The sequence below is a fragment of the Mucilaginibacter roseus genome, assembly GCF_021215455.1.
In the GTDB taxonomy this organism is placed as follows: domain Bacteria; phylum Bacteroidota; class Bacteroidia; order Sphingobacteriales; family Sphingobacteriaceae; genus Mucilaginibacter; species Mucilaginibacter roseus.
In genome coordinates, this window is sequence record NZ_JAJPWV010000004.1 from 317,843 (window position 1) to 343,441 (window position 25,599).

Here is a 25,599-nt window from a genome sequence, read left to right on the forward strand (position 1 = left end):
AGTGAATGGCGAATGGTGAGCAGTTAGTTGTTTACCACTCGCCTTCTATTTCCCACCATTCACTACTCACTACTCACCACATGCGTAACCTACTGATATTTATCACTAAGTATAGCGCATTTTTCCTGTTCCTGATATTTGAGGGTATCGCCCTGTTTATTTTCGTCAATTACAATAACTTTCAGCGGGCTTCATTCATCAACACCAGCAACGAGGTTACGGGCAACCTGTACCGCAACATCAGCAACGTGAACGATTATTTGAAGCTAAAAGAGATAAATGATAGCCTTGCCCGGCAAAATGCGTTGCTACGCAACCAGTTGATGTCATCATTATATGTTGATACCGCCGGCCGCAAAAAGATAAACGATACGGTTTACAAGCAACAATATACCTACATTGAGGCACGCGTTATTAACAACTCGGTAAACAAACGCATGAACTACATCACCATAAATAAAGGCAGCCTTAATGGCATTGCCAAAGGTATGGGCGTAATTGCCGATGGTGGCGTGGTAGGTATTGTAATGCAGGCGTCGCCGCACTTTTCGGTGATACGTTCGCTTTTACATAAAGATACGCGCATCAGCGCCATGCTGGCCAAATCTAAAGAGGGAGGCTCGTTTATGTGGGCTGAAGACATGGATCCGCACAAGGGGTTGTTATATGATGTAGCCAACAGTGCTCAACCACATTTAGGGGATACGGTAGTCACCGATCAGCATTCGCTATTCCCTATTGGTATTCCGTTGGGTAGAGTTAGTAACCTGAAACCGAAAACAGGGGGTTTTTTCCTGAATATGGAAGTTAAACTCTCTGTGGACTTTAGTAAGCTGGAATACGTGTACGTTATCAACAACAAATTTGCACAGGAACAGCAGGGATTGGAGGCCCTACAAAAAACTGATGAGTAGGGTATTATTCGCCAATTTTTTGCGCTTTATATTGCTGGTATTTATACAGGCGTTTTTATTGAAGAATGTAACGGTTTACGATCTGTCTGTACCCTACCCGTACATCCTGTTTGTAATGCTGCTGCCGTTTGAAACGCCAAACATCATACTTTTTCCGCTGGCCTTTTTGATGGGTTTAAGCATTGACGCTTTTTACGATACCCCGGGCCTGCATGCCGCCGCAACTGTACTAATTGCCTTTGTACGCGTGCTGTTCATCAGCATAACCGTACAAAAAGATGGATTTGATAACGAGCCCGAACCTACGCTGAGCAGCATGGGTTTCAGGTGGTTTTTTACCTATTCATTAATAATTACACTGGTACATCATTTTTTGCTGTTCAACTTAGAAGTATTTCGCCTGTCGGAGATGGAATACACACTAACCCGCTTTTTAATGAGTTCTGTATTTACAGTATTTTTGATGTTGATTACGGGTTTATTATTTTTCAGGAAGAAAAGGGCGTAAATGAACAATAGTTTTTTTGAGCGCAGGTATGTTATAGCAGCAATATTTATAACCTTTATGGTTATACTGCTTGGCCGTTTATTTTATATTCAGCTTGTTGACGACCGCTACCTGTACTTTGCCAACAACAACGTAATCCGAAAAAAAATACTTTTTCCCGCCCGTGGACCTATCCTCGACCGTAACGGCCACATATTGGTACAAAACGAACCGGTTTACGATTTAATGGTGATACCCAAGCAGGTAAAACCGTTTGATACGCTTGAGTTTTGTAAGCTGATAGGCATTGATATGGAAGGCTTTCATAAACGGTTTGACAAGGCAACAAAACATTCAAAATATCTGGCATCGACGTTTGAAAAACAGATGTCGGTTTCGTTGTACCGCTCATTACAGGAAAAACTATCTGACTTCCCCGGGTTTTACGGCCAGCTCCGCTCGGTACGCAGTTACCCTGATTCTGTAGCCGCGCAATTTTTGGGTTATACCGGCGAGGTGCGCGATAAGGATATTGAAAAATCAGGTGGCTATTACCGCTTGGGCGATTACATAGGTGTAACAGGTGTTGAAAAAGCTTACGAAGAGGTACTGCGGGGCCAGCGCGGTGTAGAAAACCAGATGGTCGACTCGCGCAATGTGCCAAAAGGCAAATATGCTAACGGCGCCTATGATACCGCCGCCGTGGCCGGTGAAAGGCTTATATCATCGCTTGATATCAATATTCAGAAACTGGGCGAAAAGCTGATGCGCAACAAGGTAGGCAGTATAGTAGCCATTGAGCCATCAACCGGGGAGATACTGGCTTTTGTGAGCAGCCCTACATACGACCCGAACATGATGGTAGGCCGCGAGCGCGGCAACAACATGGCGCGCATGTACCAGGATCCATACAATCCGCTACTTATACGGCCAATACAGGCTTACTATCCTCCTGGATCGTCATTTAAACCTTTGGATGGGTTGATTGCCTTGCAGGAGGGCATGATAAATCCGCAAACTACTTTCTTTTGTCCGCATTATTACATGGCCGGTAACCACCGGGTGGGTTGCGAACACTTTGACGGCGTTACGGATCTGCGTAAAGCTATCGCCATGTCATGCAATACTTATTTCTGTAATGTATTTGACAAGCTGATTAGCCGTAATGGATCAAAACGCACCCGTCAAACGTTTATAGATTGGAAAGCCAAGGTGAATAAGTTCGGCTTCGGCGTTAAGCTTGATGTTGATTTGCCTAACGAAAAAAGAGGCAATGTACCGGCTCCTGAACGTTATGACAAGATATTTGGTGAGAACCGCTGGCGTTCAAGCTCCATTATATCACTGGCTATCGGGCAGGGCGAACTACTGGCTACTCCCCTGCAACTGGCAAACATTGAATGTACTATCGCTAACCGGGGCTTTTACTACCGCCCGCATCTTATTAAGGCCATAGGCGACAAGGACGTTATTAAAAAAGAATACACCGAACGCAATTACGTTGGTGTTGACGAGCAATACTTTGAGCCCGTTATAGATGGCATGCAACAGGTGGTTGACCATGGTACCGCTGCTGCCGCGCGTATACCGGGCATTATTATGTGCGGTAAAACCGGTACCGTACAAAACCCGCATGGTAAAAATCACTCTATATTTGTGGCCTTCGCGCCAAGAGATACACCAAAGATAGCTATTGCGGTGGTGGTTGAAAATGCAGGTTACGGATCATCATGGGCGGCGCCTATTGCCAGTTACATGGTTGAGCAATATTTGCGTGATACCATTACCAAGCCCAAAGCCCAGGTTGAATATATTGTAAACGCCAACCTGTTGCCGCCACCAAAAGGAAGTAAGATAAAAGAGGCCAAGCCTGCAAAGGCTGACACCCTTAAGAAAGGCAAAGCCGACAGCGCCGATAAACCACAACCGGTTTTAAAGGCAGCTAAGCGTAAAGCAAAGAAACCTGCGCCTGCCGTTTATTACGCCAATCAAGCGATAAGGAGAGAAGATGAGTAGCAACGAGCGTGGCTTTTTCCGCAACATTGATTGGGTTACTATACTAATCTATTTATGCCTGTGCACCATCGGCTGGTTTAATATACATGCAGCTGTTTATGACGAAGAGCACCGTAGCATGGTTGACCTGACTACCAATTATGGCAAGCAATTTATCTTCATCATAGTATCACTGGTAATGGCCATGATCATTCTGTTGCTTGATTACCGCTTTTTTAGCGCGCTGGCACCGCCTATATATATCGTTACGGTATTGCTGCTCATCCTTGTATTGGTTATAGGCCGTAATGTTGGCGGCAACCAGGCCTGGATTCCGCTTGGCGGCGGCTTCAGGCTACAGCCATCGGAGTTCGCCAAACTGGCTACAGTACTATTGTTAGCCAAATACCTAAGCGGCACTAACATCAAGATAACTGATACCGAGTCCTTTTTTATCACTGCCGGCATCATTGTGCTCCCCATGGCGTTGATTATGCTGCAGCCGGATACCGGTTCAACACTGGTATTTTGCTCATTGATATTCGTTTTGTATCGCGAAGGATTATCGCCGTATTTTTTAATTATCATCGCTTTAACGGCAGCGCTGTTTATATTGTCGCTCCTGGTAAATCAATGGTTAATGGTAGCCGGCATTGCAGTAATTGGTGCTTTATTGGTATTTTTCAACCTGCGAAACCGTAAATTTATTTTCGGATTACTGGTATGGATAGTAGGCTCGTTAGGTTTTGTGCTGGCTGTAAAACCGCTTTACACCAATGTATTGCAGGATCACCAGCGCGCCCGTATTGATGAGTTGCTGGGTATAACCTTTGATCCACGCGGAGCAGGGTATAACGTTAATCAATCTAAAATTGCCATTGGTTCGGGTCAGCTATGGGGTAAGGGCTATCTGAAGGGCACACAAACTAAATACTCTTTCGTACCCGAGCAAAGTACCGATTTCATCTTTTGCACCGTTGGCGAGGAATGGGGCTTTGTGGGCTCAATAATTGTAATCGGACTATACCTTTTCCTGCTGCTACGGGTTATCCATATTGCCGAGCGGCAGCACATGGCATTCTCCCGTATATATGGCTACGGCGTGGCATCGATCATATTCTTCCACGTCATTATTAATATCGCCATGACTATTGGCTTAATGCCCGTTATCGGCATCCCCCTACCCTTCATCAGTTATGGTGGGTCGTCCTTAATCAGCTTTACAGCCCTGCTTTTTATATTGCTTAAGCTGGATTCTAATAGAACTGGGTATACTTATTAAACAAGTCAGATAGATGTGACCCCGCTGAGGCTCGAATTCTGACAAAACAAGTCTTAAAATAAAAATCAATACGCTTGATCTTAAATGTTATTTATTTGCCTTGTCAAAAAGTTATTCAATTACTTCAAGCTATAAATATCATCAATCTTAGTATAATCCTTACGGCTGATGGAATATAATATGGTTCCGCTCTCAGCCAGGATAATCCCGATACTTTCATTACCTGCCACCGGGAAGTGAACGCGGTAACCACGGCCGTCGCCAAGCTTTATGCCATAGGTTTTAACACCGTTCTTTATACTCACAGAATTTTGGGTATAATCGTAGGTCTTACCTTTCTGTGTACTGTCTTTAATGGTGAATTTTTTGGCTTCAAAAGTGATCTTTACCTTTTCGCCGCTTGGTGTCATACCCTTCCATTCGCCACGGTAGGCATCTGAGCCGCTGCAACTCATAAGGAAAATAGCGATCAATCCAAAAAGGAATAGCGTGATTTTTTTCATTTTTTTAAGTGTAAGGTTTAGTTTGTTGTTTACGCGTACCGCCTTTTTAGCAAGGCATAAAATTTTTCGGCGGTAGCGGGTTTATTTTGCCAGTTATTTTTGGTTACATAGTTGGCTGTTAAAAAGCGCTCCGCCTCGGCAAAGCTGGTAAAGCGGTTAAGTATATCAATAGCCTCGCTATAGGCCAGGCTGTAGCCATTAAACAGGTCCTGCACATAAAGCAATTTGTCGTTCAGCGTAATAGCTGATTTAAGATCGCTGATTGGCGGTGCGGACGGCGTACCCTTGTCTGCCATCTGTACTGATATACGCTGGTTTATGGTAAACACCTGCTCGTCCTTTTTATCATCAACGGCTATAGTTTGCGCGATGACTACCGGTGGCAATTCTTCTTTAGCAGTTTTTACAGGCGCCAGTTCTACAGTAACAGGTTCAGCAGGTGGCTCAGCTAGATAAACAGGTTCTTTAGGTTCAGCGGCCGGCTCTTCTGCTTCCACTTTAATCACCTCGTCTTCCTCGAACAGTTCAGGCTCTTCAATCGGCTGCTCTTCATCTTCCCAGCCATCGGCATCATCAATCACCAGCTCGTGGCGTATGGTACCGTCTGCATCAATTGTCGTATGGTCGTTTGGTTGAGTGCTTTCCTCATCCTCGGTATATTCAATTGCTTTCGGCGTATCCTTCAGTTCGTTAGTTACAACCGGGCGCAGTTGCTGCACTACAGGCTCAAAAAACTTTTGCTCGTGCACTTCTGCCGGTTTTTCAACTAACGGCTGTTCAAAAACAGGCTGAACAGGTTCTGGCTTTTCTTCAGTAACCGGCTCAACTACCTCGTCTGTTTCCTCGTTAGCTGTTTCTGTAGCTGATGGCTCGGGCGTTAAATTTGTTTCTATCTTTTCTTCTTCCTGCCGCGCCGGTGTATTATAATTGGTAAAATCAGGGGCTGGTACTTCAACCAAATGCTCAACCCTCACCTTAACAGGTTCAGGTTGCGGTAACGCCGGGTTGTGCGTTATAGTGGCTGCCTGTGCATTTATTTTTCGGAGTATGTCGGCATGATCCATTAAAAAGTGGGCGTTGGCCACAAACAGTTCCAGTTCAAGCTCATTAAGTTGCGAAGTATCTTTTTTCAGGTAATCGTATTGTTCAGTAAGTTCATTTAATATAGCGCCTATCTTGTTAAATACATCCTGTTGCTTCATAGCTTGTTATAATATTATCTATCAAAAATAACATTAAATACTGATATTAGTTTCCGAATTAACTGTCAAAAAGCGTGTTTAACGAGGAAATTTTCAAGCGGAATAACGAAAAAGGTGGAAGTATTGAGGTAATTTGCGGGTCAATGTTTTCGGGTAAAACCGAGGAGCTGATGCGCCGTTTAAACCGCGCACGTATTGCCAAACTAAGCGTGCAGATATTTAAACCTAAAACGGATACCCGCTATGATGAGAACGCCGTAGTATCGCACAACATGCAGAGTTTCCCTTGTGTCTCTATCGATAACTCAGCATCTATACTGCTATTTTACAACAATGAGCAGGTGGTGGCTATTGACGAGGCTCAGTTTTTTGATGCCGACCTGGTTGAGGTTTGCAATACTTTAGCCAACCGCGGCGTAAGGGTAATTGTGGCCGGGTTAGATATGGATTTTAAAGGCAGGCCCTTTGGCCCTATCCCTTCACTTATGGCAGTGGCCGAATCGGTTACCAAGCTACACGCCGTTTGCGTAAAATGTGGTAGCCCGGCATCATTCTCGTACAGGCTGGCTCCAAACGAAGAAAAAATAATGCTGGGCGAAACCGACCACTACGAGCCACGCTGCCGCAATTGCTATTTTAGCTAAACGCGGTTTTTTTATGCCGTTACCTCAAACAAAAAGCCCTGCATCAATTGTTATAAGCAGTAATTAACAATGGCAGGCTACGTGAGTCTGCCAATTAATTGAGGTATTTACTGCTCTAAACCATGGCTAAAAAGGTATTTGTGATTGAGGATGACCGCGATATTCGCGAGACTATTGTTTATGTACTTGAAGAAGAAGGCTTCGAGGTACGTTCGTCTGAAAGTTCAAAACTACTGAAATCAGTAGATACCGAAAAGCCGGACATCATCCTGCTTGATAACTGGCTTACTGAGTGGAAGAGCGATGCCAACGGACAGCAGCTTAGTAAAGAGCTTAAGAGCAACCCTGCAACAAGCCACATACCCGTAATCATCATATCGGCAGTGAGTAATGTTAAAGAAATTGCCGAGGCCGGATTGGCCGACGCCTTTTTGATGAAACCGTTTGATGTTAATGAACTGATCAGCCTGGTTAACAAATTTACCGCCTGATTAATTTGCTCAGTTTAACATGAAGCAAGCTGATCTATTTTTATATATTAGCCTAACAATCCCAATTACTAATGAACAGCCAACAGCTGCTGGAAATACTCTGCTTATCAAGAAACGCTACAGCAATTTATACTACTGAAAATACGGTAATTGAGTTCGCTAACGACGCAATGATAAATTTTTGGGGTAAAGACCGCAGTGTTATCGGTAAAACACTTGCTGAGGCGGTACCGGAACTACAAGGGCAGCCATTTTTAGATATCCTACGCAACGTTTGGCTTACAGGCACCACTTATACAGATAGTAATACTCCTGCCGAATTGCTTATTGACGGCAAGCTGGAAACGTTTTACTTTGACTTTGAATACCGTGCCATCAAACACCCATCGGGTGAAATGCATTGTATTTTACATACCGCTGTGGATGTAACCGAAGAAGTTTTACATCAGCAGCAAATGAGTGATGCCCAGCAACGTGAAAAGGACTTAACGGATGAACTGGCCGCTATAAATGAAGAACTTTCCGCATCTAACGAGGAATTGCTGGCTACTAACGAGGAGCTGAAGGAATCATACGATAACCTGCAGCTGCTTAACCAGTCGCTTGCTGAAAACGAAGCCTGGTTTAGGGGCATGGTGCAACAGGCGCCGGTAGCCATCGCCGTACTTGATGGCCGCGACTTAATAATTGATACAGCCAACTCGTATATACTTGACATTTGGGGCAAGGATGCCAGTGTGATTGACAAGCCATTGAGCGTAGCGCTGCCTGAACTCGAAGGACAACCTTTTTTACAACTGCTGGATGACGTATACACCACCGGCATACCTTTTTACGGCAGTGAAACCAAGGCATCATTAGTGCGTAATGGCAAGCTGGAGCACGCCTATTTTAACTTTGTATATCACCCGTTAAAAGATGGAAGCGGCAATACCATGAGCGTAATGGTGATTGCTACTGAAGTTACCGAGCAAATTAACGCACGCCGGGAAATTGAAAAAAGTGAGCACCGCCTTAACCGCATGGTAATGACCTCACCTATCGGCATGACTATTTTGAAAGGCCGCGAACTCATCATCGAGATAGCTAACGAGAACATGCTTACCATCTGGAACCGGGATGTAGACCAGGTTACAGGTAAACGCCTGTTAGAAATATTCCCGGAGTTGATAGGCCAGCCATTCCCGGATATGTTGCAACGCGTATTTGATACAGGCCAGCCTTTCGGTATGGATGAAACTACAGCCGATGTGGCGATGCCCGATGGATCCATTGTGAAATACCACCTTGATTTTAGCTATGACCCGCTATTCGATGCCGACGGCAACGTGGAAGCCATATTAGCTACCGTTAATGATATTACAGATAGGGTTCACTCAAGGCGGCAAATACTGCACGAACAAGAGCGTGGCCGCATGGCAGCCGACGCCGCCCAACTGGGTACATTTGATATGGATTTGGTTAAGGGCACACTGGATTGGGATGAAAGATGCCGTACGTTGTTTGGCGTATCGCATAGTAACCCGGTTACTTACGAATATGATTTTGTGATGGGCCTGCATCCGGATGACAGGGAAAGGGTTATCCAAGTGATCAACCTATCATTTAACAAAGCCGCAAGTGATGGTAATTACGATGTTGAATACCGCACCGTTGGCTTTGAGGATGGAAAGTTAAGATGGGTAAGCGCCAAAGGGAAGGTGTTTTTTGACGAGAATGACAAGCCGCAACGCTTTTTAGGTATTGTGCTTGACATTACCGATAAAAAAGAAGACGAACAGCGCAAAAACGACTTCATCGCCATGGTAAGTCACGAACTTAAAACTCCGCTCACATCGCTAAAGGCCTATACACAGGTGCTGCAAGCCAAGGCACTCAAAAACAATGATAACTTTACCGCCGCCGCGCTTGATAAATCGCTGTTGCAGGTAAATAAAATGAACACGCTTATAAAAGGTTTTCTTGATGTGGCCAGATTGGAGTCGGGCAAAATAAACCTTGATATTGAAGAATTTAACCTCAATAACCTGATTAAAGAAGCTATTGAGGAAGCAGAGATAACACTGGACTCACATAACATCGTATTAGAGGATGATTGCCCGGTAAATATTAACGCTGACCGTGAGAAGATCGGCCAGGTGCTTAATAACCTCATCAGCAACGCTACCAAATATTCTCCGCGGGGCAGCAACATTTTAATTACCTGTCAACATCAGCAAAGTAGCGTATTGGTTTCCGTTAAGGACGAAGGCATAGGCATTAAACCTGCGGATATGGAACGTCTGTTCGACCGCTTTTACCGGGTGAGCAGTCCGCACACTAAAACTATCGCGGGCTTTGGTATCGGCCTATACCTATGTTCGGAGATTTTACGCTACCATAAAGGCCGCATTTGGGTTGATAGCGAAATTAGCAAGGGCACTACCTTCAGTTTTGAGTTACCGCTTACGTAAGTACTTACATATTCCGATTCTTAAAATAAAGCAAAACGTTGCGCAGGCTGTCCAGCTTCTCGGGCTCCATATTTTTAACAGGGATAGATAGCACCGACGCCATGCTATCCACATCTCCTCCCTTACGGTCGTTATAAGTTTGCACGATTATGTCCATATCGGTTGTGCGCAATTTTATTGTTCCGGCTTTCACAGTACCCAGGTAATCAATATCATCCAAACGTTGCAGTTGGAAGGAAAAATACTCGAGTTTACCGTTTTGATAAGTTCTGCGTAGGCGAATAAATGCATTAGCGTTGAGGGTTAGCTCCCATTTCTTCAGCTTTCCGGTAGCATCAGCATCAAAGCACTGGGTAAGGCATTTGTTTCCCCAGCCCAACATCTTAAGCTCCGATACGTCAGGATCAAAGCCATAATTAACATTGCTGGCCAGCAGCAACAAGCCCGTTACAATATACTTTACCGCGCCGTGCAGATGTGGTTTTAACATGACAACAAAATCCGGTATCTAAATTAACAAATTAATAACTTTGCATATGCAGTTTCCTGAACATTCAAGAGTGTGGATATACCAGTCGAACAGGCAATTATCTGATGCTGAAACGATTGATATACAAAAAAGTTTAATAGAATTTACCAACATATGGACAGCGCATAACAACCAGCTCAAAGCAACGGGTGAAGTGCGTTACAACCGCTTTTTAATACTGATTGTTGACGAAGAAGCGGCAGGCGCCAGCGGATGCTCGATAGATAAATCAGTGCGTTTTATGCAGCAATTAGAGCAGCAATATAATATCAATCTTTTCGACCGCTTTAACCTGGCTTACCGCGACGGTGATGATATATTATCTGCCAACCGTAATGAATTTGAGGAGTTGATAAAGCAAGGCACTGTTAATACAGATACGATAGTTTTCAACAACCTCGCCAAAAATGTCGCCGAGCTGAATACAAATTGGGAAGTGCCCTTTAAAGCCAGCTGGCATGCCAGGGTGTTTGGTCAATAAGCATTGGTCAGTTGTCATTAGTCATTTTTATTGGTTATAGATTTTGCTTTACTATCTATTTAGTACCTTTATAAGTGTTACTGATCAATTAAAATGACTAATGATCATTGATCAACCACCATTAGCAATGACTATTGATCAATGACTAATCACCATACCTCCATGTCAACTTACGATCCTCGCATAGATGCCTATATTGATAAGGCTGCCGATTTTGCAAAACCCATATTGATGCATCTGCGCGATCTGGTACATCGTACGGTACCCGAAATTGCAGAAACTACCAAGTGGAGTATGCCGTTTTTTGAATGCAACGGCCCGGTTTGCTACATGGCCGCGTTCAAGCAGCATTGTGCTTTCGGCTTTTGGAAAAGCAGCCGGTTGAGCGACTCGCATAAGGTATTGCAGGAGGAAGAGGGCAGCGGCGCAGGTAGCTTTGGCAAGATCACGAGTTTGGCCGATCTTCCGAGCGATGAGATACTGATGGGATACATTGCCGAAATGATTGCCATTAACGCGCAGGAAGAGAAGAAGCCAGCGGTTAAAAAGCCAGCCGCAATTAAAGCGCCGGTAACAGTAGAAACACCTGCCTACTTTATGGAGCTGCTTACTCAGAATCCGCAGGCTATGGCCGTGTTTGAGAAGTTCAGCCCATCAGCCAAAAAAGAATACATTACCTGGTTTACCGAAGCCAAAACCGAAGCTACCCTGCAAAAGCGCCTGGAACAGGCTATTGAATGGATAAGCGAAGGCAAACAGCGCAATTGGAAGTATCAAAAATAGTACACATCTTATACATGGCATTTGGACGAAACTCGTTTCACTTTACTTCAAACCTATCCGTTGCTGATGTACGGCAAAGGCTCATCAGCAATACACTCATTAAAAAAAGCCTGATACGCGAAAAAACCGACAAAGCATTTATTGGTAATATTGAGTTGGATGAGTTTTACATTATATCATCATCAGCCATTGGGGTGGCCTGCACCCTGCATGGTAAGCTAACCCGCGGCAACGGTAAAAACAATACCCACATTGATATTGAAACCCGCACACAAAGGGCGTTTTTATGGTTAGTGATTATCTGGATGGTAGTAATATCAGCGGTAGCTGTTGTGCCCGATCTGCTAAGGTCAACCTATGTATTTTCGCCCCTACCCTTTCTACTTCTGATATTCGGGGCAGCAGCCTTTCGGCTTTTTATACATGGCCTGTATATTATGGCGCGTAATAAGGCTATAGGCCAATTTAAGCAGATACTCACTGCTTAGCTCAGGAAATTTGTTGTTTAATTACCAGGTTATATACTGTACGCACATCGTTAATAAATTCAAACGCAGGCGCCTGAGTTCTTTTAACACCAGGCCAGCTAGATTGGCCTAAGAATGACGGGAAGGAATTATTATTATTAAAAGTGATTGTGCCGCTACCGTCCGGCTTCTCGTTAATGCTTATATCTTGCAGGCTCTTTATATTCAGCGTAACTGTTTGCCCTTTAATGCCACCCTTTTTAATGATGATGCGTTTATCCGTTACAGCATATAGCGTTTTGCCACGTTTGTAGCTATCATAAAAGAATCGCCCAACGGTGATATAAATTCCCATACATATAAACGGAATTCCAAATAGCGCAAAGGGAAAGGGAGCCTCTGACATTATAGCTGTCACAAACCAAAAAACAGCAAACCCGGCCCAAAAAATACTAAACGGAATAAGTAAAATATCTGATTTACGAAATTTAATGCCCGATTTTGGTTTTCCTATCCAAAGTTGTTTTTCACCAGGTAATATTTCAGCTTGTATTTCGTGATTAAGGCTCAGGTCAGTATTATAATCATGATAAGATTGGGCTTAGTATACCACTAATATATACTTTAAAAACTCAAAGGCCCCAGCCTGCGCATGTTTTTGCGTATCAGAAACTGCCGGTGCCTCACATACTTGCTTGGTTTGGTAGCCGACCATTTTAACGGACTTGGAAATATAGATGCTATGGCCGCAGCTTGCCGTTGCGTTAATTTGGATGCCGGTTTATGGAATTATGCCTGCGACGCGGCTTCGGCACCGTATATACCATCGCCCATTTCAATTACATTGAGGTAAACTTCCATTATGCGTTCTTTGCTCCAAAATGCCTCAATCAGTATGGTAAACCAGGCCTCTAATCCTTTACGTAATAATGACCGGCCTTGCCATAAAAACACATTTTTAGCAGTTTGCTGGGTAATGGTACTGCCACCCATGAGCTTTTTGCTGTGCATATTTTTATTGATGGCTTTCTCTATAGCATGAAAGTCAAATCCGTGATGCTCCAGGAATAACTGATCCTCGGCGGCCACGGCAGCACGCTTCATATTGTCAGATATTTCGTCAAAGTCCTTCCAGTCATTGTCTATTTTCCACTCCTTGCCTGCGGCCTTACGTTCAAACCCCCGCTCAATCATCAGCCAGGTAAAAGGCGGGTTGATGAATCTGAACAGCAGCACGCCAAACAAGCTTGCACCCACAAAAAGTATAAGGGCCAGCTTAACTATTCGTAATAAAAGCCTTACAATACTATTTTTAACAATACGCTTACGCTTCATAAAAAAAGCAAATTACAAAACAAAGGGTGCCCGGTAAATACCAAACACCCTTTGTATATTAATTTATTCAGTATCCCTTTAAAAGCCCTCTCCTTTAGGGGGAGGTTGGGTGGGGTACTTACTCAGCTACTACCTCGAAAGGAACCTTTACTTTAACCTCTTTGTGCAGGTTAACGTTGGCTACATATTCGCCAAGTACTTTTGGTTCCTGATCGAAAGTGATGCGACGACGGTCAACCTCGAAGCCTTCTTTTTTCAATGCATCAGCAATTTGGATAGTGTTGATAGCACCGAAGATTTTTCCGGTTTCGCCGGCTTTTGCGCCAATGGTAAGTTTTACACTTTCCAGTTTAGCCGCAATAGCGTCAGCATCTTTACGAATTTTTTCTTGTTTGAACTGAGCTTGTTTCAGGTTTTCAGCTAAAACCTTACGTGCAGACTCTGTTGCTAATATAGCATAACCCTTAGGGATAAGGTAGTTACGGCCATAACCCGGCTTAACGCTCACTACGTCGTCTTTATCGCCAAGGTTTTTTACATCTTGTTTTAAAATAAGTTCCATTACTTCTTACCTCCTGATTATTTAAGTGAATCTGTAACGTAAGGTAACAAACCGATGTGGCGTGCACGCTTAACAGCCTGCGCTACTTTACGCTGAAACTTTAATGAAGTACCTGTTAAACGGCGAGGTAATACTTTACCCTGATCATTAACAAATTTTAAAAGGAAGTTAGCATCCTTGTAATCGATATACTTGATACCGTTCTTTTTAAAACGGCAGTATTTTTTACGGTTATCCTCCACTTTTGGAGCGGTAACGTATTTAATCTGATCGTTTGCCATTAGCCTGCTGCCTCCTCTGTTTTAGTTTTCTTTTGGTTGAAAGCACCGCTACGTTTCTTCTCGTTATAAGCAATGGCGTGTTTGTCCAATGCAATGGTCAGGAAACGCATAACGCGCTCATCACGTCTGAATTCAATTTCCAATTTGTTGATTAAATCACCCGGAGCCTTGTATTCAGTTAAGTGATAATACCCTGTTGTTTTCTTTTGAATAGGGTACGCTAATTTTTTCAAACCCCAATTATCCTCCTGGACAATTTCGGCTCCGCCATCAGTTAAGATCTTAGTGAATTTGGCAATCGCCTCTTTCGCTACTTCTTCTGACAGCAACGGGGTAAGAATTACTACGGTTTCGTACTGTTGCATTTGTTTATTAATTTGTTTTTACCCGCTATTAACGGGGCTGCAAAAGTAATAAGTTTTTTTCAATTGGTCAAATATTCAATAAGTTAATAATTAGTTTAAGGCGCTTATCATATATTTGCAGCACACAAGGATTTAACAACCTGAACTTTTAATCAAATGAAAAAAAATTTACCCCTGCTGCTGATTTTATCAGCCCTAACCTTTACCGCCTCAGCACAAACCACTAATCTTACCGCAGCGCAACAGGTACTTACTGATAGTTTGTGCAATTGTGTTTCAAAACTCGATATGAGCAAGATCAACACCAAACAACAAGCCTTACAGGAGTATACTGGTTGTATCGGGCAAAACTTACCGTTGCTGCAAAATGTGGCACAAGAGAAGGGTTATGACATGAATAATATAGAGCAGATGCGAACTCTTGGTATCGAGATAGCCCAAATCCTGGCAAAGCAAAAATGCAGCAGTTTTTTAAAATTATCTCTTTTGCTCGCTGAAAAAGCCGCCAAGAATGAAATATCGGGAGGTATTACAGCCGGCACGTTTAAACGTTTTGACGTAAAGGGCTTCAATTATGTTGTTTTAAGTGAGAACGGAAGTGAAAAATCTTTTATCTGGTATAAACAATTTCCCGGTTCTGAAGAGTTAATGAAGCCCGCGTCAGCGCTTGTTGGTAAAAAAATATCACTAAATTGGGTTGATGTGGAAGTTTACCTGCCAGCCGCAAAGGGATACTACAAAGTAAAAGAGATAACCGGCATTTCAATCAAATAATAAAATACAATTATGAGATATATATTACTACTACCCGTGTTTGCATTGCTGATAATAGCCGGCGATGCAAGGGCTCAAAAAAAAATTGGACCAAAACAACAAAAAATGCTCGACTCGTTGTGCGATTGTATTTCGAAACTTGATTTTGGTAAGATAAGCAACAGCGACGACGCCAATAAAGCCTTTATGAATTGTTTTGCGAGCCATGCTGACCAATTGATTGAAGTAGCCGAAGAAGAAGGCGTTGATTTAACCAGCGATGACAACAGTAGCGCTTTAGGCGAAATGATAGGCAAAAACTTAATGTTGCAAAAATGCGGATCATTTATGAAGCTTGCTATTTTAATGGACGATGAAGAGGAAGAAGTTGAACTGCAAAAAACTACGGGTGTATTTAAAAGGATAGATAACAAAGGCTTTAATTATGTTGTAATAGCAGAGAACGGCAGCGAAAAATCATTTATTTGGCTTGAGCAGTTTCCTGATTCTGAAAAATTCATGAATGCCGGCTCGTTACCCAATGGCAAAAAGCTAAGTATCACCTGGAAAGAGTTAGAAGTTTACTTGCCCGCAGCAAAAGGTTATTATAAAGTAAAAGAAATTAAAGGCATTGAAGTACTATAAAAAATCTTGAGCCAATTTTGCATGTTTGTGTTATAGTATTTAAACCATGCAAACACAAACACCTGTAAACAATATTAAGCATCCGGCAACCGGCATTATAATCAACACTATTATACTCACCCCGGGCGGTGACGACGGTTATGAAGGCGATTGGGATGACGAAGAGGATGAGGAATTTGATGACCTGATCGAGTCGCAAAGCGAGATCAGCCGCATTCGTCGTGATAACGATTGGGACGGGATAGACGAAGATGATGACGACCACTTGCCGGATGATGACCTGCAATAAACACTTTTAAAACATGCCATTTGCTTTTTGCAGGAAGCGTGAGTAGCTTTACTATCTCATTAAACCTGAAAAGCAAATGGCTATTCCGCGACAAATACAGGATTATAACAACCAGCTGGCACCTGCCGATCAGGAGATCTGCGGCCTGCTTGCTAAGGCCATTTCGGATAATTTGCCTGAAGCTGAATCCAGGATATGGCACGCGCATCCTGTTTGGTTTTTGGATGGCAACCCGGTGGCCGGTTACAGCAAACTTAAAGGCAATGTTCGCCTGCTGTTTTGGAGCGGACAGACGTTTGAGGAAGCCGGCCTGCAAAACGAGGGCAAATTCAAAGCCGCCGAGGCACGGTACACATCGGCATCACAAATAAACATTAAAGATCTGCAACGCTGGCTCAGCAAGGCCCGCGATATACAGTGGGATTATAAAAACATTGTAAAACGCCGGGGCGTTCTAGAAAGGTTGAAGTAACATTCTCCCGCTCCTATCCTACAGAGGATAGAACAATCGCTTAAAACAATATATGCTGTCATCCCATGTTTATTAATTTTCAGCCTCCTCTCCTAAAGGAGAAGGCTGGGTGAAGTTTATAGCACTCCTAATTTTACCAACACCTGTTTATCGTTCCCAAAGTTTTTAGCTACCTTTATGGCTGTGGAGAATTTTATAGTTTCGGCACGTAAATACCGCCCGGCTACTTTTGAAACCGTTGTTGGCCAGCAGCATATAACCAACACCCTCAAAAACGCTATCAAGAACAACCAACTGGCGCAGGCATTTTTGTTTTGCGGCCCGCGTGGTGTGGGTAAAACCACTTGTGCGCGTATACTGGCCAAAACCATAAACTGCCAGAATTTGCAGCCTAATGGCGAAGCTTGCGGCACCTGCGACTCATGCCGCTCGTTTATGAACGGAAATTCTTTTAACATCCACGAGCTTGACGCGGCATCAAACAACTCTGTTGATGACATCCGCAGCCTGATAGACCAGGTGCGCATACCGCCACAGGCCGCGCGTTACAAGGTATATATTATTGATGAGGTGCACATGCTATCGCAGGCGGCGTTCAACGCCTTCCTGAAAACGTTGGAGGAACCACCTAATTATGCCATTTTTATATTAGCCACTACCGAAAAGCACAAGATACTGCCAACCATTTTATCGCGTTGCCAGATATTTGATTTTAACCGCATTCGCGTAGAGGATATGGCAGCCCACCTGGCATCCATCGCGCAAAAAGAAAAGGTAAATTATGAGCCGGATGGCCTGCACATTATCGCCCAGAAAGCTGATGGCGGCTTGCGCGACGCGCTTTCCATGTTTGATCAGATTGTAAGTTTTTCGGGCGCCAATGTAACCTATTCATCGGTGATCAATAACCTGAATATACTGGATTATGATTACTACTTTAACGTAACCGACAGCCTGTTAGCAGGCGACAGCGCAAAAACGCTGCTGCTGTTTGACGAAATACTAAGCAAGGGTTTTGACGGTGCACATTTTATATCAGGCCTTTCCGAACATTTGCGCAACCTGCTTGTGGGTAAAGACACATCAACTTTAAAGCTGCTTGAGGTGAGCGAGAATATTCGTAACCGTTATTTGCAGCAATCGCAGGCGGCACCGGTATCGTTCCTGCTATCAGCCTTAAATATCGCCAACCAGTGCGACTTGAGTTATAAGCTCAGCAAAAACCAGCGTTTGCAGGTAGAACTGGCCTTGTTAAAAATGTGCCATTTACCCGCCATGTTTAGCGCCGCCAACGCGCCACTGCCCGAAGGGGAGGTAAAAAAAAAACCTGATACCCCAGCAATAACCGTTAACGCGCCGGTAAGCAAACCTGCTGAAAGTACTCCGGTAAATATTGTAAGCGAAAACCCGGTAAGCTACAATGCCATTAAAACGCCGCCGGTAGCTACGCCACCGGTTGTTGCGCCAAAACCGGAGCCTGCACGCGCAGTTACGCAGGCACAAACTGCAGCCCCGCCACCTGCTGAAAAACCAAAGGTGTTTATACCTAATCTGCATTCACCGTCAACGTCCATCAAAATACCATCGCTTAATAATTTGAGCGCACTTGATGACGTGGCCGTAGAAGAGGAAGACCCTTACCTGAAAGGCGATGACAAGGAAGCCTTTACCCAGGAACAGTTTTTACACTACTGGAGTTTGTATGGCGAACGTATAAAGGCAGAAGGCAAAAAGATACTGGCTACCATATTTACAGGTAAACCCACAATGCTTAACCCGGTACTTTATGAGGTAGTGATTGAAACTAAAGTTCAGGAAGCCTCTTTACGGGATGAGCGACCGTTTTTATTGAACTACCTGCGCAGTAATCTTAAAAATTTTGACCTGGATATCACCACCCGTTTTGACGAATTACAGGCCAACCGCAAGCCTTACGGCGCAAAAGAGATTTTTCAGTACATGGCCGCCAAAAACCCACAGTTGGTAGAGTTGAAAAATAAGCTTAATCTGGAGATAGATTAACCTTCTTCACTATTATTGTTATTTCGAATGAGGTATGAGGAAAAATCTGTCGCTTGATTATTGAACACGGATAGATTTCTCGCTATCGCATCTAAATGACAGTATTATAAGAATTGTGTAATTACGTGCTATATAACACAAATAGCCGGCACTGCCGGCTATTAACTATAATATTAATTTTGATCTACTTCAAATATTCCCCGTCGTTTTTAGGATAGCCTTCTTCATCCAGGTCATCTCTGTCATCTTCAGGTGTGCGTGATATAGCTTCATCAACCGGGTCAACTTCGGTTATTTTACCGCTGTCAATGTGCATACCCAGGTTTTCCACGTCGGTTTCCAGATTTTCATTTGGTATATACTCATCAACGGCATAAGGGTTAGCTTCATCATATGTCGAATCGAAGTCGTCGCCGTTTTTCGCAACGGAGTTATACGGATCGGGATGATCATAGTCCGGGTCTTCACTATCCACATCCAGCTCAAAGCTGCCTGCATCCTCGTTAAATTTTAAATCTTCAACGTCGGTCGAATTATTTACGTCGGCATCGCGGTTTGAGTCCGATTCAATCTCGCTATTCAAGTCGTTATCGTTTTCCAGGCCGTCATCATTAAAGCCAGGGTATTGATTTTTTGGGTCCATAGGTTTCAGTTTTTAATTACTTAAATAACACTAAAAACCCTGCCAAAGTTTGATTATGATGTAAACCCGCTACAAAAATTAATCGCGCATTAACGGCTTACGGTGCGAGGTAACACCACCTACTGAAAACTTTACCGCCAAAGTTAGCTGTGTCCAGATGTCTTTACGTTCGCCGGCATCAAAACCGTCGAGATTTTCGCCCGCCATGATGTTAACCTGGTAGCCAAGGTCAATCTTTACAGATGGTTCATTATAGCTGTTAAATATCTTATACTCATAACCTAACTTAACCGGCACAAAAAGCTCTGTGCTTTTGTCTTTTCCGGGAGTGTAATAACCTGGGATGGTGTTTGAATTACGCGATACCTCTTTTATACGGTTAGATACCAGCCCTACCCCTACCGAGCCATATACGTTTTTAAGTATATCCATCAAAGTACTGCGTGAGTAATCAATAAACTCACCCGCCTGTAATTGCGCACGTAATGAACCGGCGATGAAATTGTTTTTAAATTGCCTGCCCGACCGGTATTCAACCGAATCGCCACCCTTAAGCGTGCCGCCCTGTAATTCAACTATATAATTTACAAAGGGTGTAGCATTGTAGGTATAGCTTAAATTTCCTGACAGTGTAGTGGTGGTTTTTTCGGCGTCGCCAAAAACCTGGTTAGTGCTTACACCAAGCCCCAGGTCGTGCTGGCTGTAATTAAACCCAAGCTGCGCTTTTGCCGATAAGGTTGCCAGGGCCGACAACGCCGTGAGCATTATTATTCTGGTAAATTTTGTAATCATAAGATAGCGTGTTGTAATAAAGTGTCCACCGATAAACGGCAAAACAATACATATAGTTTGCACTATACTTAAAAAGCCTTGCGGGTTGCTTTGTAAATCGATTGTATTATTTTTTTTATACGGATTTATATGGAGCATCGTAACCTGTATTTTATATATTTGAAACCTTTAAAAAAACCTAATAACAGATAGTTATGTCAAAAATTAAAGTAGAAAACCCGGTAGTTGAACTGGATGGTGACGAAATGACCCGCATTATCTGGAAATTCATTAAGGATAAATTGATTTTCCCGTATCTGGATCTGGATATAAAATACTTTGACCTTGGTATTGAGTACCGCGACCAAACCGACGACCAGGTTACTATTGATGCCGCAAACGCTATTAAACAATATGGCGTAGGTATTAAATGTGCTACCATTACGCCTGATGAGGCCCGCGTAAAGGAGTTTGGCCTTAAACAAATGTGGAAATCTCCAAACGGCACTATCCGTAACATTTTGGATGGCACCGTATTTCGCGAGCCGATTGTAATGAGCAATGTACCGCGCCTGGTACCTAACTGGACAGCCCCTATTTGCATTGGCCGCCACGCGTTTGGCGATCAGTACCGCGCTACCGACTTTTTAGCGAAAGGAAAAGGCAAGCTTACCGTAACCTTTACACCTGAGGATGGTAGCCCGGAGCAATCATACGAAGTATATAACTTTAAAGGTGACGGCGTGGCGCTGACCATGTACAATACCGACGAATCAATTAAAGGCTTTGCGCACGCTTGTTTTAATCAGGCATTGATGAAAGGCTGGCCATTGTACCTGTCAACCAAAAACACCATCCTTAAAAAATATGATGGCCGTTTTAAAGATATTTTTGAAGAGATATACCAAAACGACTACAAAGCGAAGTTTGACGCTGCCGGTATTACCTACGAACACCGTCTGATTGATGACATGGTTGCCGCCGCCCTTAAATGGAACGGTAATTTTGTATGGGCTTGTAAAAACTATGATGGCGACGTACAAAGCGACACCGTAGCACAAGGTTTCGGTTCATTAGGCTTGATGACCTCAACCCTGGTTACGCCTGATGGCCAAACTATGGAGGCTGAGGCTGCACATGGTACCGTAACCCGCCACTATCGCGATCACCAGGCCGGTAAACCAACCTCAACCAACCCTATTGCTTCTATATTTGCATGGACCCGCGGTTTAGAGTTCCGCGGCAAGCTGGATGGCAACCAGGAGCTGGTTGATTTTTGCCACACCCTCGAGCAGGTTTGTATTGAGACCGTTGAAAGCGGCAAAATGACCAAGGATTTGGCTATTACCGCCAAAGCCAAGGTTGAGCATGGAGTTGATTACCTGTACACTGAAGAGTTCCTTTCAGCTATTGACGAAAACCTGAAAGCTAAGTTGGGTAAGTAATTAGCGTTAAACTATATTTAAACAGGCCGCAGATATAAAATCTGCGGCCTGTTTGTTTTATAGTTATATTTAAAGCCATGAAACCTGAATGCCTAAAAAATTTGACCTTAGTTTTATTTACAGTTGTATTGATGGGCACTGGCTGTGTGCGTAACGACTGCGGCAACATAGCGTGCTTTACCCCGGCGCCTGCAATAGTATTTGAACTCAGGGATACACTTGGCCGTGACCTGCTAAATCCTGCTACACCGAATTATTACGATACAACAAAAATCAAGGAATTAAATAACGGCAATGTGGGTATTGTGCCTAAAGGATCAGGCAAAAACCCTAATCGCATAAAGCTGGGCTTCACCACGTCGTTTGGCGGTGAAACCAATCTCATCGTAAAACTTAACGCAACTGATCAGGACACCATTTTTGCGGCCAATGTAGAACTTAAAAAAGATTGCTGCACCTACTTTGAAACCACAGCATTTAAATACAACCAGCAAAACTATACCGACTCGTTAAAGAGTAGCTATTTTATAGTGGTTAAAAAGTTATAATAAAGCGTTACTGAATACGCTAAATGTTACTTGCAATTAGTAACGCAGGCATATTAAGATAAATCATATCTTTGTTATTATGTCTTATCTAAATATAATTAGAACGACTTTATCAGCCCTAAAACCCGAGCTGAAATCTAAGTATCCGATTAACTCTATCGGATTATTTGGCTCGGTAGTACGTAATGATTTTAATGAGACAAGTGACGTTGACATAATTGTGGACTTTAACAAACCAATTGGAATAGAATTTATTACGTTGGCGGATGAATTAGAGGCCCGCTTAAAACGCAAAATTGACCTCGTATCAAAAAACGGAATAAAACCAAAGTATCTCGAACAAATCGAGTCTGAAATTATCTATGTCTAAACGCCAGCCAAACCTCTTATTGGAAGATATGCTGGAAAGCGCGAACAAGATTCTCACTTACACAAGGCACTTAGATTATCAGGATTTTATAAATGATAGCAAAACCATTGATGCCGTTGTGCGAAACTTTGAAATAATAGGCGAAGCTGCAAACCGGCTGCCTGAAAGTTTCAGGGATGAAAATCCGGAAATTGACTGGCACAAGATAAGAGGCCTCAGAAACCGGATAGTACACGATTATTTCGGCATCGACTACAGTATCATTTGGACGATCAAAGAAGAGTTTTTAAACCGTATCATCGAGCAAATCACCGAATTATTAAATAAATACAATTAATATAAATAAACTATCATGTCAGCATTATATCCTCTGAAATTCAAGACCATCTATAAAGACAAAATTTGGGGTGGCCAGAAAATAAGGACTTACTTAAATAAAGATTTCGGCAGCCTGCCAAACTGCGGCGAAACCTGGGAAATATCGGGCGTTAAAAGCGATGTATCTGTAGTAGCCAATGGCGCGCTTGAAGGTCGCTCATTGGCCGATTTACTTGAAGAATACAAGGGCGAACTGGTGGGTGAAAAAGTGTACGAGCGCTTTGGCAATACCTTCCCGCTACTGGTGAAGTTTATTGATGCCAATGAGGATCTGTCTATCCAGGTACACCCTGACGATAAACTGGCCAAGGAGCGCCATAACTCGTTCGGCAAAACCGAGATGTGGTACGTAATTGAAGCCGATCCGGGTGCTACCCTGATCACCGGCTTTAACCAGGAAGTGAACGAGCAGGTTTATCTGGAAAAATTTAACAGCGGCCACCTTACCGATATTCTGAACCGTGAGGACGTTACCGCCGGCGACATTTATTTTTTACCTGCCGGCCGGGTACACACCATTGGCGCGGGTTTGCTGATCGCTGAAATTCAGCAAACATCAGATATTACTTACCGTATTTACGATTTTGACCGTGTTGACGATAAAGGCAACAAGCGTGAACTGCATGTTGAGGAAGCCCTTGCCGCTATCGACTACAAGTTTTACCCGGAATACAAAACGGCATACGAGCATACGCAAAACGAGCCCGTAGAAGCTGTTAGCTGCCAATACTTCACTACCAGCGTGCTTGACTTTACCCAAGGCACCACGCGCGATTATAGCAGCATAGATTCCTTTGTGATACATGTTTGCGTAGCGGGCGCTTATACTATCAAGTACGATGGCGGTACCCTTGACGTTAAGATGGGCGACAGCATTTTATTGCCGAAAAACATCAATGAAGTTGAAATTACAACTGAAGGCGGCTTTAAAATATTGGAGAGCTACGTTCCCTAAAAATATTTTAGCTGCCTTACAGGCAGTTAACCCGTATTGCGAATGTTTTTTTGAAAAAAGTTTCCAGAAATAAAAAAAGAAGCTACATTTGCAGACCCAAAAACGGGAGCGGTATCATAGCTCAGTTGGTAGAGCAAAGGACTGAAAATCCTTGTGTCGCTGGTTCGATTCCAGCTGATACCACGAAAGCCTCTTAGAGAAATCTGAGAGGCTTTTTTCGTTTACCTGTTTCTCTTCCTGTCCTAACTGACCAAAACGCCCTCATGGCGACAGCCTCAAGATCGCTTATGAGGAATGCTTTAAAGGATCAAGATCTTCATATTGATAAGAGTTGGTACACAACTTAGAATCCTTAAGATAACCCCAAAAAGTATCCTGACGGTTTGGATTTGTAATGTAATCAATTCCATTTACGCAATCATCCGTATTGAATTCAAACACCACACTTCCCTTAGCATATAATTTCAAATCGCAACCGCCATATGGAAAAAATATTGTAGTATCAAACCAGTATTCGTAACACTCACTGTCAACGGCTTCAAGTGACCACTCTCGTTTAAACTCTACCTCTTTACCATCTTTTCTTTTTAAGAAGGTTCCTCTGTCGTAAGGGCATATACTTACTTTACCTGCAACTACATCGAATATGGTTATTTTACTGAAGCCTTGAATAGTTACCTCATTGCTTTGTGACTTACTAAATTTCAAGCCCTGGGCTTCGTCAAAGTTTATGTAATGGTCCCAAACAAAACCAGGCATTAAACCAGCGCCCCAGACTTTAAAAGAAACAGTTGTCGGTAGGATATGTGTAGGTTCAAAGAAGATCGTCTTACTGTCATAAAAATTAACGGTATTATAAGAATCAAACCGTTCTCTGGTTAAGTCGACTTTTACATGCATGCTCTAAATTAGTAATTTGAATATAGTTATCACGAACCGACCTACAAACGAGGAGAATATTTTTGAGAGAAAGTGCCTGTAAGTACGCTACAAAATATAAATACCAGATAATACGCCTGCCCCCCTGAAATACTTTTTGATTTTGCGCACACAAACAGCCTTATATACAATAGCACTCAGAATTACGGATAATATTTAACTTTGCGAAAAACCCTTATATGACAGCGCTGCCCCCTTGCCCATTGTGTAAATCAACTTTCACTTATGAAATGAATGGCCTGCTGGATTGCCCAGAGTGTGGACACGAGTGGAATCCGGAAGAAATTACCACCGATGACGAGGCATTTATTGTAAAGGACAGCAACGGCAATATATTACAAAATGGAGATACGGTTGTCGTGATTAAAAACCTTCCCGTTAAAGGTTCGCCACAGGGAATTAAGTCTGGAACGAAAGTTAAAAACATTCGCCTGGTAGATAGCGATCATAACATTGACTGCAAAATTGACGGGTTCGGAGCGATGGCCCTTAAATCTGAATTTGTTAAAAAAGCTTAAAACTATTCTAAAGGACAATTATTTTCTGCCTAAGAAAAGTCCATTCCTTGCAAATACAAAATCCGATTATTAACAAT

Annotated in this window: 32 protein-coding genes and 1 tRNA gene; 22 read left to right on the top strand and 11 right to left on the bottom strand. The window is 43.1% G+C overall.

Annotation, left to right across the window (positions count from 1 at the left end):
* Positions 1-80: 80 nt before the first annotated feature.
* From mreC to rodA, 4 genes are read left to right on the top strand one after another with little or no spacing between them, the layout of a single operon-like run.
* A complete protein-coding gene (gene mreC, locus LT679_RS14695; RefSeq protein ID WP_232178361.1) occupies positions 81-914 on the top strand; it encodes a rod shape-determining protein MreC in 834 nt (277 codons plus the stop codon).
* Positions 907-1,422 (top strand): rod shape-determining protein MreD, encoded by a 516-nt coding sequence (locus LT679_RS14700; protein WP_232178362.1) that lies wholly within the window; start codon positions 907-909, stop codon positions 1,420-1,422. The genes mreC and LT679_RS14700 overlap by 8 nt, the downstream gene beginning before the upstream one ends.
* On the top strand, positions 1,423-3,417 hold the full coding sequence (gene mrdA / locus LT679_RS14705; RefSeq protein ID WP_232178363.1) for a penicillin-binding protein 2: 1,995 nt from the start codon (positions 1,423-1,425) through the stop codon (positions 3,415-3,417). It abuts the gene before it with no gap.
* Positions 3,410-4,678 (top strand): rod shape-determining protein RodA, encoded by a 1,269-nt coding sequence (gene rodA, locus LT679_RS14710; protein WP_232178364.1) that lies wholly within the window; start codon positions 3,410-3,412, stop codon positions 4,676-4,678. Before mrdA ends, rodA begins: the two co-directional genes overlap by 8 nt.
* 119 nt (positions 4,679-4,797) lie before the next feature.
* On the opposite strand, the gene LT679_RS14715 is transcribed toward rodA, so the two are convergent.
* Together LT679_RS14715 and LT679_RS14720 are read right to left on the bottom strand one after the other, a co-directional pair.
* Positions 4,798-5,181, bottom strand: coding sequence for a hypothetical protein (locus LT679_RS14715; RefSeq protein WP_232178365.1), 384 nt, complete (start codon positions 5,179-5,181; stop codon positions 4,798-4,800).
* A gap of 29 nt (positions 5,182-5,210) precedes the next feature.
* Positions 5,211-6,383 carry a hypothetical protein gene (locus tag LT679_RS14720; protein ID WP_232178366.1) on the bottom strand — a complete coding sequence of 391 codons (1,173 nt, stop codon included), beginning with the start codon at positions 6,381-6,383 and terminating at the stop codon, positions 5,211-5,213.
* A 74-nt stretch (positions 6,384-6,457) separates the two neighbouring features.
* On the opposite strand from LT679_RS14720, the gene LT679_RS14725 reads away from it, so the two are divergent.
* The 3 genes from LT679_RS14725 to LT679_RS14735 all read left to right on the top strand — a co-directional run bounded on the left by LT679_RS14725 (position 6,458) and on the right by LT679_RS14735 (position 9,971).
* Positions 6,458-7,027, top strand: a complete 570-nt coding sequence (locus LT679_RS14725; protein ID WP_317206547.1) for a thymidine kinase — start codon at positions 6,458-6,460, stop codon at positions 7,025-7,027.
* A gap of 122 nt (positions 7,028-7,149) precedes the next feature.
* Positions 7,150-7,518 carry a response regulator gene (locus LT679_RS14730; protein WP_232178367.1) on the top strand — a complete coding sequence of 123 codons (369 nt, stop codon included), beginning with the start codon at positions 7,150-7,152 and terminating at the stop codon, positions 7,516-7,518.
* Between the two features lie 71 nt (positions 7,519-7,589).
* A complete protein-coding gene (locus LT679_RS14735; protein WP_232178368.1) occupies positions 7,590-9,971 on the top strand; it encodes a PAS domain-containing protein in 2,382 nt (793 codons plus the stop codon).
* Between the two features lie 4 nt (positions 9,972-9,975).
* Here the strand turns inward: LT679_RS14735 and LT679_RS14740 are convergent, their stop codons facing one another.
* The gene (locus LT679_RS14740; protein ID WP_232178369.1) at positions 9,976-10,461 is read right to left on the bottom strand and encodes a hypothetical protein; all 486 of its coding nucleotides are present in this window, start codon (positions 10,459-10,461) and stop codon (positions 9,976-9,978) included.
* Between the two features lie 46 nt (positions 10,462-10,507).
* On the opposite strand from LT679_RS14740, the gene LT679_RS14745 reads away from it, so the two are divergent.
* The 3 genes from LT679_RS14745 (at position 10,508) to LT679_RS14755 (ending at position 12,252) form a co-directional block, all read left to right on the top strand.
* Positions 10,508-10,981, top strand: a complete 474-nt coding sequence (locus LT679_RS14745; RefSeq protein WP_232178370.1) for an ABC transporter ATPase — start codon at positions 10,508-10,510, stop codon at positions 10,979-10,981.
* Positions 10,982-11,122: 141 nt separating this feature from the next.
* Positions 11,123-11,764: a YdeI/OmpD-associated family protein gene (locus tag LT679_RS14750; RefSeq protein WP_232178371.1), complete on the top strand. Its 642-nt coding sequence runs from the start codon at positions 11,123-11,125 to the stop codon at positions 11,762-11,764.
* 14 nt (positions 11,765-11,778) lie between these two features.
* Positions 11,779-12,252: a hypothetical protein gene (locus LT679_RS14755; RefSeq protein WP_232178372.1), complete on the top strand. Its 474-nt coding sequence runs from the start codon at positions 11,779-11,781 to the stop codon at positions 12,250-12,252.
* A 1-nt stretch (position 12,253) separates the two neighbouring features.
* Here LT679_RS14755 and LT679_RS14760 read toward each other — a convergent pair whose 3' ends face one another.
* The 5 genes from LT679_RS14760 to rpsF all read right to left on the bottom strand — a co-directional run bounded on the left by LT679_RS14760 (position 12,254) and on the right by rpsF (position 14,774).
* Positions 12,254-12,586 (bottom strand): PH domain-containing protein, encoded by a 333-nt coding sequence (locus tag LT679_RS14760; RefSeq protein WP_232178373.1) that lies wholly within the window; start codon positions 12,584-12,586, stop codon positions 12,254-12,256.
* A 434-nt stretch (positions 12,587-13,020) separates the two neighbouring features.
* Entirely contained in the window at positions 13,021-13,566 is a 546-nt protein-coding gene (gene mtgA, locus LT679_RS14765; protein WP_317206548.1) for a monofunctional biosynthetic peptidoglycan transglycosylase, read from the bottom strand.
* Positions 13,567-13,684: 118 nt separating this feature from the next.
* Entirely contained in the window at positions 13,685-14,128 is a 444-nt protein-coding gene (gene rplI, locus LT679_RS14770) for a 50S ribosomal protein L9 (protein WP_232178374.1), read from the bottom strand.
* A 17-nt stretch (positions 14,129-14,145) separates the two neighbouring features.
* Positions 14,146-14,409, bottom strand: coding sequence for a 30S ribosomal protein S18 (rpsR, locus tag LT679_RS14775; protein ID WP_095705209.1), 264 nt, complete (start codon positions 14,407-14,409; stop codon positions 14,146-14,148).
* A complete protein-coding gene (rpsF, locus tag LT679_RS14780; protein WP_228950138.1) occupies positions 14,409-14,774 on the bottom strand; it encodes a 30S ribosomal protein S6 in 366 nt (121 codons plus the stop codon). Before rpsF ends, rpsR begins: the two co-directional genes overlap by 1 nt.
* Before the next feature lie 156 nt (positions 14,775-14,930).
* Here rpsF and LT679_RS14785 point away from each other — a divergent pair, with 156 nt between their 5' ends.
* From LT679_RS14785 to LT679_RS14805, 5 genes are all read left to right on the top strand, one after another.
* Positions 14,931-15,548, top strand: a complete 618-nt coding sequence (locus tag LT679_RS14785) for a hypothetical protein (RefSeq protein WP_232178375.1) — start codon at positions 14,931-14,933, stop codon at positions 15,546-15,548.
* A gap of 12 nt (positions 15,549-15,560) precedes the next feature.
* Positions 15,561-16,172: a hypothetical protein gene (locus LT679_RS14790; protein WP_232178376.1), complete on the top strand. Its 612-nt coding sequence runs from the start codon at positions 15,561-15,563 to the stop codon at positions 16,170-16,172.
* Positions 16,173-16,218: 46 nt separating this feature from the next.
* On the top strand, positions 16,219-16,461 hold the full coding sequence (locus LT679_RS14795; protein ID WP_232178377.1) for a hypothetical protein: 243 nt from the start codon (positions 16,219-16,221) through the stop codon (positions 16,459-16,461).
* A gap of 76 nt (positions 16,462-16,537) precedes the next feature.
* Positions 16,538-16,933: a DUF1801 domain-containing protein gene (locus LT679_RS14800; RefSeq protein WP_232178378.1), complete on the top strand. Its 396-nt coding sequence runs from the start codon at positions 16,538-16,540 to the stop codon at positions 16,931-16,933.
* Between the two features lie 183 nt (positions 16,934-17,116).
* Entirely contained in the window at positions 17,117-18,955 is a 1,839-nt protein-coding gene (locus tag LT679_RS14805) for a DNA polymerase III subunit gamma/tau (protein ID WP_232178379.1), read from the top strand.
* 184 nt (positions 18,956-19,139) lie between these two features.
* On the opposite strand, the gene LT679_RS14810 is transcribed toward LT679_RS14805, so the two are convergent.
* Together LT679_RS14810 and LT679_RS14815 are read right to left on the bottom strand one after the other, a co-directional pair.
* A complete protein-coding gene (locus LT679_RS14810; RefSeq protein WP_232178380.1) occupies positions 19,140-19,598 on the bottom strand; it encodes a hypothetical protein in 459 nt (152 codons plus the stop codon).
* A 78-nt stretch (positions 19,599-19,676) separates the two neighbouring features.
* Positions 19,677-20,363, bottom strand: coding sequence for a hypothetical protein (locus LT679_RS14815; RefSeq protein ID WP_232178381.1), 687 nt, complete (start codon positions 20,361-20,363; stop codon positions 19,677-19,679).
* A 221-nt stretch (positions 20,364-20,584) separates the two neighbouring features.
* On the opposite strand from LT679_RS14815, the gene LT679_RS14820 reads away from it, so the two are divergent.
* From LT679_RS14820 to LT679_RS14845, 6 genes are all read left to right on the top strand, one after another.
* A complete protein-coding gene (locus LT679_RS14820) occupies positions 20,585-21,814 on the top strand; it encodes an NADP-dependent isocitrate dehydrogenase (protein WP_232178382.1) in 1,230 nt (409 codons plus the stop codon).
* A 131-nt stretch (positions 21,815-21,945) separates the two neighbouring features.
* Complete coding sequence (locus LT679_RS14825) at positions 21,946-22,362, top strand: hypothetical protein (RefSeq protein ID WP_232178383.1); 417 nt, start codon at positions 21,946-21,948, stop codon at positions 22,360-22,362.
* 79 nt (positions 22,363-22,441) lie between these two features.
* The gene (locus tag LT679_RS14830) at positions 22,442-22,732 is read left to right on the top strand and encodes a nucleotidyltransferase family protein (RefSeq protein WP_232178384.1); all 291 of its coding nucleotides are present in this window, start codon (positions 22,442-22,444) and stop codon (positions 22,730-22,732) included.
* Entirely contained in the window at positions 22,725-23,069 is a 345-nt protein-coding gene (locus LT679_RS14835) for a HepT-like ribonuclease domain-containing protein (protein WP_232178385.1), read from the top strand. Before LT679_RS14830 ends, LT679_RS14835 begins: the two co-directional genes overlap by 8 nt.
* A 15-nt stretch (positions 23,070-23,084) precedes the next feature.
* Positions 23,085-24,065, top strand: coding sequence for a type I phosphomannose isomerase catalytic subunit (locus LT679_RS14840; RefSeq protein ID WP_232178386.1), 981 nt, complete (start codon positions 23,085-23,087; stop codon positions 24,063-24,065).
* A 110-nt stretch (positions 24,066-24,175) separates the two neighbouring features.
* A tRNA-Phe gene (locus LT679_RS14845) sits at positions 24,176-24,248 on the top strand.
* A 102-nt stretch (positions 24,249-24,350) separates the two neighbouring features.
* Here the strand turns inward: LT679_RS14845 and LT679_RS14850 are convergent.
* Complete coding sequence (locus LT679_RS14850) at positions 24,351-24,965, bottom strand: hypothetical protein (protein ID WP_232178387.1); 615 nt, start codon at positions 24,963-24,965, stop codon at positions 24,351-24,353.
* A gap of 218 nt (positions 24,966-25,183) precedes the next feature.
* Between LT679_RS14850 and LT679_RS14855 the strand changes: the two genes are divergently transcribed.
* Complete coding sequence (locus LT679_RS14855) at positions 25,184-25,522, top strand: zinc ribbon domain-containing protein YjdM (RefSeq protein WP_232178388.1); 339 nt, start codon at positions 25,184-25,186, stop codon at positions 25,520-25,522.
* The last annotated feature ends 77 nt before the right edge of the window (positions 25,523-25,599 follow it).